The organism is Glutamicibacter arilaitensis Re117 (assembly GCF_000197735.1).
GTDB lineage: Bacteria > Actinomycetota > Actinomycetes > Actinomycetales > Micrococcaceae > Glutamicibacter > Glutamicibacter arilaitensis.
In genome coordinates this window covers 2402703-2415667 of the sequence record NC_014550.1, presented here as the reverse complement: position 1 = coordinate 2415667, position 12965 = coordinate 2402703, and the positions used below count along the sequence as shown (strand labels likewise).

The following is a 12965-nucleotide window of genomic DNA, read 5'->3' as shown; positions in this document are numbered from 1 at the left end:
CCGAGATTGGGTTCACACTTATGATTGATTCTATTTGGCCTAATGAACAACGTCTACGCCATTCAGCTGGCAGAATAGTTAACTCACAGGAGGCGCTCAGAGACCACAATTCGATGCCACAGACCAGAGATGAATAATGGAACTCAAGACAATCTTCAGTTCGAAAGAGGCCAGCCATGAGCCAGACACCGAATGAGCCGCGTGGGAACAGCGCAGACGATTCCCCAGAGCCAGCGAACGAGACCACCCCGGTAGCTTCGTCCGAACCTACAGTGCGTTATCCCCGAGTGAACCAGACACCGGCCGCCAGCGAGCAGCCAACGGCTTCCTATGCGTCGTCGGATGCTCCGGCAGCACACTCCCAAGGGCAGCCAGGACACAACGGATCTGCCTATGGATCTCCTTATGGCACCGCGCCTCAGGGTCCTGAAAATTACCCGATCCCGCCAGAGAAGCGTTCCAAGAACAAGAAGTCCTACTCCGGCAGCGTCCTGATCGCAGGCATGGTCGCAGCTGCCTTGGTTGGCGGTGTCACCGCCGCTGGAACCACCTACGTGATGAACGATGACGCTGGATCGTCGTCGGTAACTAATTCCACAAGCCAGGGTGTGGTCATCAACAACCCGGACTCGGTTACCGAGGTTACGGCAGCCGCTGCCAAGGCCAGCCCGAGCGTGGTCACCATCGAGGTCTCCGGAAACGGGTCAAGCGGATCCGGTTCGGGCATCGTCCTTGATAAGAGCGGCAATATTCTGACCAACACCCACGTGGTGACCTTGGGTGGCGAAGTTGCTGATCCTTCGATTTCGGTACAGATGAACGACGGATCGGTGCATAGCGCCACCGTTGTCGGAACCGACCCGCTTTCTGATCTGGCCGTGATCAATATTCAGGCTGAAGGGCTGGTGCCTGCCACCTTGGGCTCGTCGGCTGATTTGAATGTCGGGGACTCCGCCGTAGCAATTGGTGCACCGCTGGGTCTGAGCGGCACGGTGACCGACGGAATCATCTCAACGCTGAACCGTACCATTTCTGTCGCTTCCTCCGCTGTTCCCAAGGAAAGCGACCAGGGTGAAGGCGGAGATGGCAACCAGTTCAACTTCCAATTCCCAGGACAGGAAAAGGAACAGCAGCGCTCCAGCGGTTCCATCTATGTGAACGTGATCCAGACCGACGCGGCAATTAACCACGGCAACTCAGGTGGTGCCCTGGTCAACGCCAATGGTGAAATCATCGGCGTCAACGTCGCGATCGCATCCTCTGGCAGCAGCGAAGAAGGCGGGTCGATTGGCGTGGGCTTCGCCATCCCGATCGATTATGCCAAGCGTGTTGCCCAGGAGCTGATCGATAACGGCGTGGCCACCCACGGCCTGCTCGGCGCCACAGTGACTCCGCAGGGTCCTGCCGAATCCGACCAGCAATCCCGTTCTTCGTTCTCGGTAGGCGCTCGCATTGTTGAAGTTTCCGCTGACTCGGCAGCCGAAAAGGCGGGCTTGAAGTCCGGTGACGTCATCACCGGTGTCAACGGCCGTGCCGTTCAGGACTCCCAGACCGTCACCGCGGCGATCAGGGAAATTCCTGCCGGGGGAGAGGCAAAAATTACCTACCTGCGTAACGGTCAGGAAGAAACCGCGACAACTACCGTCGGAACCCTGTCAAACGGCTAAACAAATCGTCATGATGACGCTGTGAATCAAGTGACGCAAGCTGGTCAGCAACCAGCCTGCGTCACTTGTTGTTCTCAGAGCGATAAACACTCGGTGAACAGCGTTGAGTCGATACGATAGATACTGAAGAAATCAGTCTGCATCGATGCCCGGCACTGGTGTGGGCATCAAAGCTTGTAGGAAGGCGCGAATGAGCGAGGAAAGCACCACGCCACTGAAAATAGTGGTCCTGGTCAAACACGTCCCAGATGTTCAGTTTGATCGTCACATCGATTCGGAGACACTGCGCCTTGACCGTGCAGAATCGGTGCTGTCCGAACTAGACGAGTACGCAGTGGAAGCAGCTGTAGCCATTGTGGAAGCCAACGGCGGTTTCGCCGCCGGGCATGAAGTCATCGCCGCATCCATGGGTCCTAAGGGATCGGGCAACTCGGTCAAGAAGGCGCTGCAGATGGGAGCCAGCTCGGGACTTCACCTGAACGATGAAGCCCTGGCCGGCTCTGACACCATCGCCACTTCCAAGGCCCTGGCGGCACTGGTTGAGCACGTGGGCAACGTGGACCTGGTGGTTACCGGCATGTCCTCGACCGACGCTGAAACCTCGGTCATCCCAGCTCAGCTGGCAGAACGCCTCGACTTTGCACAGCTGACACACGCCCTTGAGGTTGGATTTGATGCCACGCAGCGTGAACTGAGCATCAAGCGCGATCACTTGGATCGCACCTTGACGTTGAAGGCGAACCTGCCAGCGGTGCTTTCGGTGACCGACCAGGCCAATGAGCCTCGCTACCCGAACTTCAAAGCCATCATGGCCGCCAAGAAGAAGACCGTCACGGAACTGGACCTCGCAGCCATCGGTCTTGAAGCGGCAGCCGTTGGCGCCACTGGTTCGAACGCCGAAGTGCTCGGAGCAGAAGCCCGCCCGGCACGCGAAGCCGGAACAGTCATCAATGACAGCGGCCAAGCAGGCATTGCCTTGGTAGATTTCCTGGCCGAACAGAAGCTGATCTAAGGAATATTGAACATGCCTTCAGCACTTGTATTTTTCACTGAACTTTCCCAAGCACCTTCCAAGGCCCAGCGTGAATTGCTGACTCTGGCCTCCGGTTTTGAGAATCCTGCCGTGGCCGTGGCCTCCGAAGTTGGCGCTGGCGCCCGGGAAGTCCTCTCCTCCTATGGCGTGACGAAGCTTTTCACCGCTGCCAGCGATGAGCAGATTTTCGGCGCGCATGAGATCTCCGTGCTCGACGCTGCTCTGCAGGCTACCGGCGCGGAACTGGTCCTGCTAGCCAACGACAACTTCAGCCGTGAGCTCGGTGCCCGCCTGGCAGTACGCCACAATGGCGCGATCATTACCGATGTAACTGGCATCAGCGCGGACCTGGTCGCCACCAAGGACGAACTCGCCGGAAGCTACAGCGCCCAGGCAAAGGCCACCCGCGGCACCCTCTTTGCCACCTTGAAACCGAACAGCATCCAGGACGTCCCGGCAGCTTCTTCCCCGGCTCTCGCGGTAGAAGAACTAGCGCTCAATAGCGCAGGCGACGCCAAGGTCCGTATTGCCGACGCGCAGGCCAAGGCAACCAGCGACCGCCCGGCCTTGTCCGAAGCCCGTGTTGTGGTTGCCGGCGGACGCGGCGTCAATGGCGACTTCGGCCCGCTTGAGGACCTTGCTGACGCGCTGGGCGCCGCAGTAGGTGCCTCGCGCGCAGCCACCGACGCTGGCTGGATCTCCCATGACGCGCAGATCGGCCAGACCGGTGTCACCGTTGCCCCGCAGCTGTACATCTCTGCAGGCATCTCTGGCGCGATCCAGCAAAAAGCCGGCATGCAGACCAGCAAGTTCATCATCGCCATCAACAAGGATGTCGACGCACCAGTGTTCGAAATTGCAGATCTGGGCATCGTCGGCGATCTGGCCAAGGTGCTGCCGCAGGCAGCCGAAGAGATCCGTCGTCGCCAAGCATGATCGATACAACACCTTTCATCAACGCCCGCACCGCACGTGTCCTGGCCTTCGGCGCCCATCCCGATGATCTGGATTTCGGTGCCGCAGGTACCGTCGCGGCCTTAACCGCTGCCGGTGTGGAAGTGCAGTACTGCATCATGACCGACGGAGATGCCGGTGGATTCGATGACCGTGATCCTGAACTGACCGCAAAGCTGCGCCATGAAGAGCAGAAGCAAGCCGCGGCCAAGGTCGGGGTCAGCACCGTGCACTTCCTGGGCGAACGCGATGGGTTCTTGGAAGCCAACCATGATGTCATGCGCAAGGTCGTTAGGCTGATGCGGCAAGTCAAGCCGACCATCGTGATTGCCATGCACCCGGAACGCAAATGGGAACGGATCCAGGCAGCCCACCCAGATCATCTGGCCTGCGGCGAAGCGGTGACCCGCGCGATCTACCCTGCGGTGGAAAATCCTTTCTCCTACCCGGAGCTGCTCGCTGAAGAAGGCCTCGAAGCCTACAAGGTGCCTTGGCTCTGGTTATGCGGAGCACCGCAGGAACGCGAAAACGCGTACGTCGACATCACCGAGTTCTTTGACAAGAAGATGGATGCTTTGCGTTCGCACTTCACCCAGCACCCGGATGTTGGGGCGATGGAAAACTATGTTTTGCAGCAGTGTGAAGAAAATGCGCAAAGTGCAGGCTTGGCCCAAGGCAAGCTTGCGGAAGCTTTCCATGTGGTTGCGGTCAACGCCAGCGACACCATCGCAGGGTTCTAACCTTTGTAGCTGCGTCTAGGCCGAAAAAGAGCTCGGGGCGAAGATCGTGAATTGATCTTCGCCCCGAGCTCTTTGGCTAGCTGTCGCAGCAATTACTTTTCGTCTTTTGCGGCCTTATCTTCAGCCAGTGGCAGGTCGACGGAGGCTTCAGCATCTGCCGATGGTGCCTCCGGGATCTTAGAACCCTCAACGGTGATGTGAAGGGCAATCACGTCATCGGCTGGGGTCAATCCTGCCGAGGCGTCTTCACCGGTGCTGGAAACGATGACGGAGATGCTGCCGGATTCACGCACTGCCCAAGCAACGTACTGTTCCGAACCGTCCAAAGCAGGAAGTTCTGAGAGTTCAACGCCTACGGCATTTTCAGACTCCGAGGAGCTGAGAACCGCTTTTCCGCCGCTCTTCAGTTCAACGGTCTGCGTGATGGCGTCAGCGGCGTCGGCAGCTTTAGAGGCCTTGGTGCCCCCGTTGAGCAGAGACAAAATGACCACCGCTAGAACGACGATGATGGCGAGTCCCGTGACGGCGAAGATCCAGCGCTTAGGCTTTTTCTTTGCTGCGCGTGAACTGCTGGCCACTTGGCTCACCAGATCTAGACCCAGGTTCTCTTCCTGGGGCTCGTCGCGGTGCTGAGAATGGCTACCGTTCATTGTCTTGGAATCTCCCGAAGTGTAGTCGGCACAGTTCAATACCTGGAAACTGCAGGTACAGACTCGAGCCTACTTTATAAAGATTAGGTAAAGCTGTATGCGTGGCGTTGGCGAGCTGGTATTTTACGCGCCGGCAAAGCCGTGCTGGCGCCAAGCCTCGAAAGCAACCACTGAAGCGGTGTTAGCCAGATTCATCGACCGACGGCCTGGAAGCATGGGCAAGCGAACCAGGTCGGTGACCCGTGGATGCTTCTTCTCTTCGCTGCTCAAGCCGACCGATTCGCGGCCGAAGAGCAGGATGTCGCTGGTCTCGTAGCTGATGTCCGAGTAGACGGTGCTGCCTTCGGAGGTGAATGCGAAGACACGGCCCTCACCGAGGGCTTCAAAAGCTGCGTCGAGATCCTCATGGACGGTGACGTAAGCAAGGTCGTGGTAGTCCAAACCTGCACGACGTAGATTGGCATCTTCGAAGTTGAAGCCCAGGGGCTTCACCAAATGCAGCTCTGCGCCGGTGATGGCGGCTAGTCGGATAGCGTTGCCGGAATTACCCGGGATCTCTGGGGCATTGAAAACGATACGAAACACTGAACCAGTTTAAGCTCTCGAAACCGGAATTCGAGCCATTGAACTTAGTACATCGCCTCACGCAGTCGTGCCAGCGCTACACGATCGACGACATTTGGCGATGGGCCAGAGCCCAAAAAGAGTTTCAATTCGCGAATCAAACCCGCCGCGTTGAGCACATTCGGCGTCGAGGCAAGCGTGGGATCGGCATTGCGACGGTACTCAATGACCGGTTCATGATAATTTCCGTTGGCCGAGAGCACCAGGGTGAAGGAAACTACGTTCATCTGCATGAATTGCCGTTGCAGACCGGAGATGGAGAATTGTGGCGGCTGGGTCAGTTTATTGCCGTGACGCAAAACATGCCCGTCGAAGGAGTAGTAGCCATCAGGCAAAGTCATCGTATTGATCACTGCCATGCGGTAACCGGCGAACAGCACATGGTCGTAGTACCCGGAGGAAGGCGAGCGCAGGCCGTTGACCAAGCGCGCAGCCGGCAGGACATTCAAAAGGTTCTTGGAGAGCAAGTTGATGCTCTGGGCTTCGCGGAATAGCCGCGCACGGTTGGAGAACAGTCCGCGCTTACGCGGCTCTCCGTGAATCCGCTGCTGACAGATCTTGGGATCCAACAAATCAAAGGAATCCTCGGAGAACGGCGGAACATATTCGGTGGGCAGCTGGGCCTTGGGCTGCTGGGGGCTCTTGCGTAAACGTTCGTCGAAAGGCCTGGCGCTGAATCCGGCGCGTGGGGCATTGCCCGGAGTTTGGAACGTCTGCTCATGGCTCAGCGGAGTCGCGGCATCGTTGATCTGCTGGAAGGCGCGTTGGACCTCTTTGAACTTGTCTTCGCTTCCCCCGAGATCCGGGTGGGTCGCGCGAGCGGCCCTGCGGTAAGCCACCTTGATCTCTTCCATGCTTGCAGTGGACGCGACACCAAGAATTTCATACGGGCTTGGTGTGCTCATTGAACGGAAGAGTCCTCTCGGTGGAATGGCCAGATGGCCGGTGAGTCCTAGTTTAGCGAACCGAACCCAGCGTTTTCTTTGTAGAAGCGCCAAGTTGCTGGGTAATCTCTATTCTCATGAGTTCTTTTGTTCATGCCGGAAAAATCCGGGTCATCTTCCACCCCGCTTCAGGCCGAGGCCGAGGGATGCGCCGGGCACAGCTGCTTGCCCAAGGGCTCAGTGCGCTGGGGCTGGACCATGAACTGCTCGATACCTCGGTGAACAGTGTGGAACAAGTGGGTAACCAGCTCAAGGCATCGCGTGCCATCGTGATCATCGGTGGCGATGGGCTGGTCCACCACAGCATCCAGCGCATTGTCGGGACGACCATCCCCATTGGCATCATTCCAGCAGGAAGCGGCAACGACTTTTGGCGCATGACCATGGATTCAAACGCTGAAGAATCCCTGGCCAAGGTGTTGGAATTTTTCCAGAACCCCACCGCTACAACTCCCATCGACGTACTCGAGCTGCGCTTCGACCAGACCAGCGGAGCGCACCGCTATGCGCTGGGGGCGGTTTCCTGGGGATTTGAAGCTACCGTCAATGCCAAGGCCAACGCACTGCCGCGACAGCTTGGTGCCCTGCGGTACATTGCAGGCCTGGTCTTGTGCCTGCCGCAATTACGCGGCTACCGCAGCGAGGTGCGGGCCGACGGGATGGAATTCAGTGGAAGCGTCCTGGCCGCCAGCCTGGCAAATATCAAATCCCTCGGTGGAGGGATCAGGCTTTTCCCGCACGCGGACTTCTCCGATGGTTTCGCAGAACTGGCGATGGTGCGCGGACCTCGAATCCTGCGGGTCCTGCCGCATCTGGCGAAGATCCTCACGGGCGCACCGCACCCGTGGAAAGTCAGCGCCCAGCTGAAACAGGCACGTGTTGAAACTACTCAGCAAAGCTATGCCGATGGGGAACTGGTAGGGCAGGGCCCGTTTGAATTAGCGGTTATCCCTGCGGGGATCCAGCTGATTTCTTGAGCCGGTAGTCGCAGAAGAGCATGCTGTCCTCTTCAAAGAGGGCATGCAGGTCAAAGGATTGGAACGTCTGCGGGCCGTGTGCTGCAATCCGCATGCCGTCTCCAGCTACCACGGCAGGGGAGTAGCTGATGCAGGCCGAGTCAACGACGCCGGCGGCGGCAAACTGCCCAAAGATGTGGGGGCCTCCTTCTGCATGGATGAAGCCGTGCCCCTGCGCCTGCAGATACGCAATGATTTCCTGCGGATCACATCCACCTTCGGTTTCTGAAACCTGCACCAGAGTTGTATTCGGGCCGAATGCCTGGCGCTGTTCGCTGGTGACCCTGACGCTGGTGAATAGCAAAACCGGAACCGGGGACTGGACGAACACCGGATCGTTCGGTTCCAGGTTCAGTCCTCGCGAAATGAGCGCCAATACAGGCTGCGGGGCCATGCCCTGCTCAACGCGCCAGCTGATATCTTCGTCAGCGAGCAATTGGCCTTCGTAGCCTTCGGCACGAACCGTTCCAGCGCCCACCAGGATTACGCTGGCAAGGCGCCGCAAGAGCGCGAAGATCCTGCCATCGGCGGGGGAACCCAGGCCTTTTGACAGTCCATTGACCTGTGCACTGCCATCGATGCTGCTCACGAAGTTGAAACGCACGAACAGACGTTGCTCACTGGAGTAGCTCTGTAGCAGGAACCGGTCATCAACCTGATCGGCCGGGTGGGGCAGCAATGCACGCATCTTGAGAATTCCTTTACTTGCTGGCTTCGCGTTCGGGATGGGCCGGAGGATTGACATCGCCCATGTTGTGAATCTGGTAGGCCGGCTCCCGCCAACCTTGTGCAGCTTCGATCAGGTGCACGGTCTGCACTGACTCCGGGATATTGTGCATCCGCAAAATGCGGGCACCATTCATGGCGCAGATGGTTGCGGCCACCATTGAGCCGACCATGCGTTCGCTCTTGGGCAAGTCCAAGGTCTCTCCAATGAAGTCCTTGTTCGACACCGCGGCCAACGCCGGATATCCCAAGTCAGCGAAGGCCTGGAACCCGGCTGTCAGATCGAGAGTATGGCGTGTGTTCTTGTTCAGATCATGACCGGGATCAATGATGATCTTCTCCGGTGCAACACCGGCGTCCAAGGCAATCTGCACTTTCTGGACTAGGTACTGGCGGATTTCCTTGACCACATCCTCGTAGTGCGGGCGCGGATAAATGGTCCGGGGCTCGGCCAGCGAATGGGTGATGACCACGTGGACATTGTTTGCTGCAACCACGCGAGCCAACTCCGGGTAGGAAAAACCGGTGGTGTCGTTGATGACATCTGCGCCGGCGTTGATGGCTGCCTGCGCTACTTGCGGGTGGAAGGTGTCTGCCGAAATGATCACGGTACTGCGCTGACGCACCTGCTGGATCACCGGCACAATACGCTCAGCTTCTTCCTGCCACGGAAGCTCAGGGCCAGGAGAGAAAGGGACCCCGCCGATATCCACCCAATCGGCACCTGCATCAACGGCACGCATGGCCGCGGCTACCGCATCATCCAAGCCAAAGGTCGACCCGGCATCAAAGAAAGAATCCGGGGTGCGGTTGATCACTGCCATCACGGCAATGCGCTGCGAGAAATCCAAGGTGCGCTGAGAAAATTCATGGACAGGAGCCAAGAAGTCAGGCTTGAACATTGAGGAAGGCTCCCTTGGGTAGATTCAGCAGGTCATCAGGTCTTCTTCTATTCATACCACTGAGCATGGCTGGAGGGCAGAATTCACCTTGTGTTCTCGCTAGGCTAAGAGCATGCAGTTTTCACACCTCTCGGCTAAGCACGGAGCATGGATCTCCGCTGCCTGTGCCTCGGCTGACCCCAGTACCGTAGTCGCTCAAATCCCGCATGGCTATGAACGCTACGTGCGCATCTTGCACCCGGCGCTTGACGAAGATGACCAATTGGTGCGTTGGGATGCCGTGGCACGAAGCCGCAACCACATCATTACCGCAGCAGATCTCTTTGAAACCGTGGCCGGTCTGGATGCACAGGGCAATCCTGCCACCGAAGACGCTTGGGTGGACTCAGACCTTCCACTGGACCAGCTTCCAGAAGAGCAATGGCAGGCGCTCGCCGCAGAGCTGATCAAGGCGACCCCCAATGAGCAGAAATACGTGCTTGGACTCTGGGCGGGATATGCCTTTATCGAAGGTGGGGAACGCATCCAAATTGAGCGCGAACCTGATCCTGCGTTAAGCGAAGAAGAAAACCAGCGCGTTTACGAGCTGGCGCTCGCCGAAGCCCAGAAGCCTGCCTTCGGCCCTGAGGTCCTTGACGCAGAACAGCTTGAGCTCGGTGGCGGCTACCGCAACTACCATCTGTTCGAAGCCGATGCGCAGTTCCTGGCGCAGCCGCAATGGGCTGCTACCGCCGACGGGGCCCAGCGCCAGCGGCCGGCGTTGGCCTTCGCGGCGGATCACCAGTGGATGCTGTCCACCGAACCGTTTGACGACTGCACCATCCTGGGTGGGCCAGCGGCGCTGATTGAAGCGATCTTGAATCATCCGCAGCTCGAAGCCATCGAGGTCGGCCAATTCACACGAATCGGCCATTCAAACTAGGGTGTCCAACCCCGTACCATTGAAGAGTTATGAATACTTCCGCCGTATACCTGGATCACGCGGCAACCACCGATCTGAATCCAGCAGCTCTCGCTGCCATCACCGAACAGTACGCCCGCACCGGAAACCCGTCCTCATTGCACGGGGCCGGGCGCCGAGCGAACCGTGTCGTTGATGATTCACGCCAAGCAATCGCGCAGGCAGCCGGGGCGCACTCCAGCGAGTTGATCTTCACTTCCGGGGGAACCGAATCGGATAACCTGGCGCTCAAAGGGCTGTTCTGGAACCGCGTCGCGGCCAACGACAAAGCCCGCGCCATCGTGCTTACCGGCATCGAGCACCACGCGATCTTGGATACGGCCACCTGGCTGCAGAACCACGAGAATGCCACCTTGCTGTGGCTGGCCGTTGATGAAGACGGGGTCGTTGACCTGCAGGCAGCTAAAGAGCTTTTTGCCAAGCACCACGAGCAGATCGCTGTGGCGACCTTGATGTGGGCCAATAACGAGGTGGGCACCGTCCAGCCGATTGCCGAATTTGCCGCTTTGGCCGGCAAGTACGGGATCCCGGTGCACTGCGATGCGGTCCAGGCTTTTGGTGCAGTGGCGGTCGACTTCGCCAACTCGAATTTGGCCACCATGGCCATTAGCGCGCATAAGATCGGTGGCCCGGTGGGCATCGGCGGACTTCTTGTTCGCCGCGATGTCGTGCTCACCCCGGTACAACATGGCGGAGGGCATGAACGCAAGCTGCGTTCGGGAACCTTGAACGCGGCCCTGGCCGCAGGTTTTGCCGCCGCTGCCACCGCAGTGCGTGCCGAGCTGGCTGATGAAGCGGCCCGGCTGGGCGAACTGCGCGAATACGCGGTAGAGAAAATCAACGAGTTGATCCCCGAAGCCGTGCTCAACGGTCCACGGGATCAGGACAATGAAGGCAAGCGGCTTCCGGGCAATCTGCACTTCACCTTCCCTGAATGCGAAGGCGATTCGCTGTTGTTCGGTTTGGACATGGTGGGCATTGCCTCTTCCACCGGGTCGGCGTGCACCGCTGGCGTTCCACAGCCTTCGCATGTTTTGCTGGCTATGGGACGCGATGCGCGTTCGGCCCGCAGTGTGCAACGCTTCACATTGGGGCATACATCCACGCGCGCAGACGTTGACGCATTATTAGAGGCTTTGCCCGAAGCATATGCTCGGGCGAAGAAGGCTGGAATGGCAGCCGATGAAAGCAGCATCCACACGGCAGGAACAGGTTTTACACGATGAAGGTACTAGCAGCGATGTCCGGAGGCGTGGACTCGGCGGTAGCCGCGGCCCGCGCAGTTGAAGCCGGCCACGACGTCGTCGGCGTCCACCTGGCCCTGTCCCGCATGCCCGGAACCCTGCGTACCGGCTCGCGCGGCTGCTGCACCCTGGAAGATTCGAATGATGCTTGGCGTGCCTGCGACAAGCTGGGCATCCCGTACTACGTCTGGGATTTCTCAGACCGCTTCGCCGAAGACGTCGTCCAGGACTTCGTGGACGAATACGAAGCCGGGCGCACCCCGAACCCGTGCATGCGCTGCAATGAGAAGATCAAGTTCGCCGCACTGCTGGAAAAGGCCTTGGCGCTGGGCTTTGATGCGGTGTGCACCGGGCACTACGCCAAGGTGCTGCGCGATGACGAGGGCAACCCGGAACTGCACCGCGCCGCCGACTGGGCCAAGGACCAGTCCTACGTTTTGGGCGTGCTGACCCACGAGCAGCTGGAGCACTGCATGTTCCCGCTGGCCGAAACCCCTTCCAAGGCTGAGGTCCGCGCCGAAGCGGCCGCCCGCGGGCTGACCGTGGCGAACAAGCCCGACAGCTACGACATCTGTTTCATCCCGGATGGCGATACCCGTGGCTGGCTGGCCGAACGCATTGAAATGAAGCCAGGTGAAATTGTCGACCACGAAGGCAATCAGCTCGGCGAGCATGAAGGCGCCCAAGCCTTCACAGTAGGCCAGCGCAAGGGCTTGCGCCTGGGCCGTCCGGCGGCCGATGGCAAGCCGCGTTTCGTCTTGGAGATCCGTCCCAAGGAGAACAAGGTCATTGTCGGCCCCGAAGCACTGCTGGCTGTAGACCAGCTGCGCGGCATCCGCATTTCCTGGGCCGGTGTGCCCATTTCCGAGGTCTTCACCGGAGAAAAGTTCGATTGCATGGTGCAGGTGCGCGCCCACGGCGATCCGGTGCCTGCCGTAGCCCATATGGAACGCTCGGCAGAGAGTCACGATGAACTGGTGGTCAACCTGCCAGAAGGCATGCGCGGTGTTGCCCCTGGGCAGACCATGGTGGTCTACCAGGGCAGCCGTGTGCTGGGCCAGGCCACCATCGACTCGGCTCGTTCCAGCGAATGGGACTCCAGCAAGGTCAGCTGAGCATAGCAACGAGGAAACCCCTTGGATCCATGGATCCAAGGGGTTTCCTCGGTTAAGGCTAGTTGCGAACGAACTTGATGCGCCAGCGATCTGGGCCTTCGGTCAGGTAGGTGGTTTCGAACGCGTCCGGTGAACGCTGAGCCAGCTGCGCGAGCAGGGGCAGGGGATTGTGCGTTGCCGAGATGACCAGTCCGGCACCTGGGCGCAGTGAATCGAGGGCACCGAAGATCGAGCCGTGGCGGATGGCGTGCGGGATGGTCTGCACATCGAGTTCCGGGAGGGTTTCATCATGCTCTCCGCAGGCGCACGAGCCACCTGGCTGCTGGTGCTTTTCAGCTTCTGCCTTGCTTGCCGAGAGCTCAATTCGCTCTGCCATGAAATCCTCCTAG

General features: G+C 59.1%; 14 protein-coding genes. 8 read left to right on the top strand and 6 right to left on the bottom strand.

Translation table 11 applies throughout. The annotated features are described in order from the left end of the window. The first annotated feature begins 176 nt into the window (after window positions 1-176). The 4 genes from AARI_RS11535 (at window position 177) to AARI_RS11520 (ending at window position 4394) form a co-directional block, all read left to right on the top strand. The gene (locus AARI_RS11535; protein WP_013349469.1) at window positions 177-1667 is read left to right on the top strand and encodes a S1C family serine protease; all 1491 of its coding nucleotides are present in this window, start codon (window positions 177-179) and stop codon (window positions 1665-1667) included. A gap of 190 nt (window positions 1668-1857) precedes the next feature. Further along, window positions 1858-2679, top strand: coding sequence for an electron transfer flavoprotein subunit beta/FixA family protein (locus AARI_RS11530; protein ID WP_013349468.1), 822 nt, complete (start codon window positions 1858-1860; stop codon window positions 2677-2679). Between the two features lie 12 nt (window positions 2680-2691). Continuing rightward, window positions 2692-3636 carry an electron transfer flavoprotein subunit alpha/FixB family protein gene (locus AARI_RS11525; RefSeq protein ID WP_013349467.1) on the top strand — a complete coding sequence of 315 codons (945 nt, stop codon included), beginning with the start codon at window positions 2692-2694 and terminating at the stop codon, window positions 3634-3636. Further along, the gene (locus AARI_RS11520) at window positions 3633-4394 is read left to right on the top strand and encodes a PIG-L deacetylase family protein (protein WP_013349466.1); all 762 of its coding nucleotides are present in this window, start codon (window positions 3633-3635) and stop codon (window positions 4392-4394) included. The genes AARI_RS11525 and AARI_RS11520 overlap by 4 nt, the downstream gene beginning before the upstream one ends. 92 nt (window positions 4395-4486) lie before the next feature. On the opposite strand, the gene AARI_RS11515 is transcribed toward AARI_RS11520, so the two are convergent. The 3 genes from AARI_RS11515 to AARI_RS11505 form a co-directional block, all read right to left on the bottom strand. Continuing rightward, window positions 4487-5044 (bottom strand): anti-sigma factor domain-containing protein, encoded by a 558-nt coding sequence (locus AARI_RS11515; protein WP_013349465.1) that lies wholly within the window; start codon window positions 5042-5044, stop codon window positions 4487-4489. Between the two features lie 123 nt (window positions 5045-5167). Further along, entirely contained in the window at window positions 5168-5629 is a 462-nt protein-coding gene (locus AARI_RS11510) for a tRNA (cytidine(34)-2'-O)-methyltransferase (RefSeq protein WP_013349464.1), read from the bottom strand. 44 nt (window positions 5630-5673) lie between these two features. After that, window positions 5674-6573 (bottom strand): J domain-containing protein, encoded by a 900-nt coding sequence (locus tag AARI_RS11505; RefSeq protein WP_013349463.1) that lies wholly within the window; start codon window positions 6571-6573, stop codon window positions 5674-5676. Between the two features lie 116 nt (window positions 6574-6689). On the opposite strand from AARI_RS11505, the gene AARI_RS11500 reads away from it, so the two are divergent. Further along, a complete protein-coding gene (locus tag AARI_RS11500) occupies window positions 6690-7589 on the top strand; it encodes a diacylglycerol/lipid kinase family protein (protein ID WP_013349462.1) in 900 nt (299 codons plus the stop codon). Here AARI_RS11500 and AARI_RS11495 read toward each other — a convergent pair. Beyond that, complete coding sequence (locus AARI_RS11495) at window positions 7558-8316, bottom strand: dihydrofolate reductase family protein (protein WP_013349461.1); 759 nt, start codon at window positions 8314-8316, stop codon at window positions 7558-7560. The genes AARI_RS11500 and AARI_RS11495 overlap by 32 nt on opposite strands. Before the next feature lie 13 nt (window positions 8317-8329). Beyond that, window positions 8330-9256 carry a dihydropteroate synthase gene (gene folP, locus AARI_RS11490; protein WP_013349460.1) on the bottom strand — a complete coding sequence of 309 codons (927 nt, stop codon included), beginning with the start codon at window positions 9254-9256 and terminating at the stop codon, window positions 8330-8332. A 112-nt stretch (window positions 9257-9368) separates the two neighbouring features. Here folP and AARI_RS11485 point away from each other — a divergent pair, with 112 nt between their 5' ends. Genes AARI_RS11485 through mnmA form a run of 3 tightly spaced genes read left to right on the top strand, consistent with a single transcriptional unit; the run spans window position 9369 to window position 12576 of the window. Then, window positions 9369-10178: a hypothetical protein gene (locus tag AARI_RS11485; RefSeq protein ID WP_013349459.1), complete on the top strand. Its 810-nt coding sequence runs from the start codon at window positions 9369-9371 to the stop codon at window positions 10176-10178. A 29-nt stretch (window positions 10179-10207) separates the two neighbouring features. Next, entirely contained in the window at window positions 10208-11443 is a 1236-nt protein-coding gene (locus AARI_RS11480) for a cysteine desulfurase family protein (RefSeq protein ID WP_013349458.1), read from the top strand. Continuing rightward, window positions 11440-12576, top strand: coding sequence for a tRNA 2-thiouridine(34) synthase MnmA (mnmA, locus tag AARI_RS11475; RefSeq protein WP_013349457.1), 1137 nt, complete (start codon window positions 11440-11442; stop codon window positions 12574-12576). The genes AARI_RS11480 and mnmA overlap by 4 nt, the downstream gene beginning before the upstream one ends. 58 nt (window positions 12577-12634) lie before the next feature. Here the strand turns inward: mnmA and AARI_RS11470 are convergent, their stop codons facing one another. Further along, the gene (locus tag AARI_RS11470) at window positions 12635-12952 is read right to left on the bottom strand and encodes a DUF2249 domain-containing protein (RefSeq protein WP_013349456.1); all 318 of its coding nucleotides are present in this window, start codon (window positions 12950-12952) and stop codon (window positions 12635-12637) included. Window positions 12953-12965 lie beyond the last annotated feature (13 nt).

Bases quoted from the DNA above. Each gene is read 5' to 3' on its own strand.
- AARI_RS11515 (WP_013349465.1), bottom strand. From the start codon at position 5,044: ATGAACGGTAGCCATTCTCAGCACCGCGACGAGCCCCAGGAAGAGAAC.
- AARI_RS11480 (WP_013349458.1), top strand. From the start codon at position 10,208: ATGAATACTTCCGCCGTATACCTGGATCACGCGGCAACCACCGATCTG.
- AARI_RS11505 (WP_013349463.1), bottom strand. From the start codon at position 6,573: ATGAGCACACCAAGCCCGTATGAAATTCTTGGTGTCGCGTCCACTGCA.
- AARI_RS11470 (WP_013349456.1), bottom strand. From the start codon at position 12,952: ATGGCAGAGCGAATTGAGCTCTCGGCAAGCAAGGCAGAAGCTGAAAAG.
- AARI_RS11535 (WP_013349469.1), top strand. From the start codon at position 177: ATGAGCCAGACACCGAATGAGCCGCGTGGGAACAGCGCAGACGATTCC.
- AARI_RS11495 (WP_013349461.1), bottom strand. From the start codon at position 8,316: ATGCGTGCATTGCTGCCCCACCCGGCCGATCAGGTTGATGACCGGTTC.
- AARI_RS11485 (WP_013349459.1), top strand. From the start codon at position 9,369: ATGCAGTTTTCACACCTCTCGGCTAAGCACGGAGCATGGATCTCCGCT.
- AARI_RS11525 (WP_013349467.1), top strand. From the start codon at position 2,692: ATGCCTTCAGCACTTGTATTTTTCACTGAACTTTCCCAAGCACCTTCC.
- folP (WP_013349460.1), bottom strand. From the start codon at position 9,256: ATGTTCAAGCCTGACTTCTTGGCTCCTGTCCATGAATTTTCTCAGCGC.
- AARI_RS11520 (WP_013349466.1), top strand. From the start codon at position 3,633: ATGATCGATACAACACCTTTCATCAACGCCCGCACCGCACGTGTCCTG.
- mnmA (WP_013349457.1), top strand. From the start codon at position 11,440: ATGAAGGTACTAGCAGCGATGTCCGGAGGCGTGGACTCGGCGGTAGCC.
- AARI_RS11500 (WP_013349462.1), top strand. From the start codon at position 6,690: ATGAGTTCTTTTGTTCATGCCGGAAAAATCCGGGTCATCTTCCACCCC.
- AARI_RS11530 (WP_013349468.1), top strand. From the start codon at position 1,858: ATGAGCGAGGAAAGCACCACGCCACTGAAAATAGTGGTCCTGGTCAAA.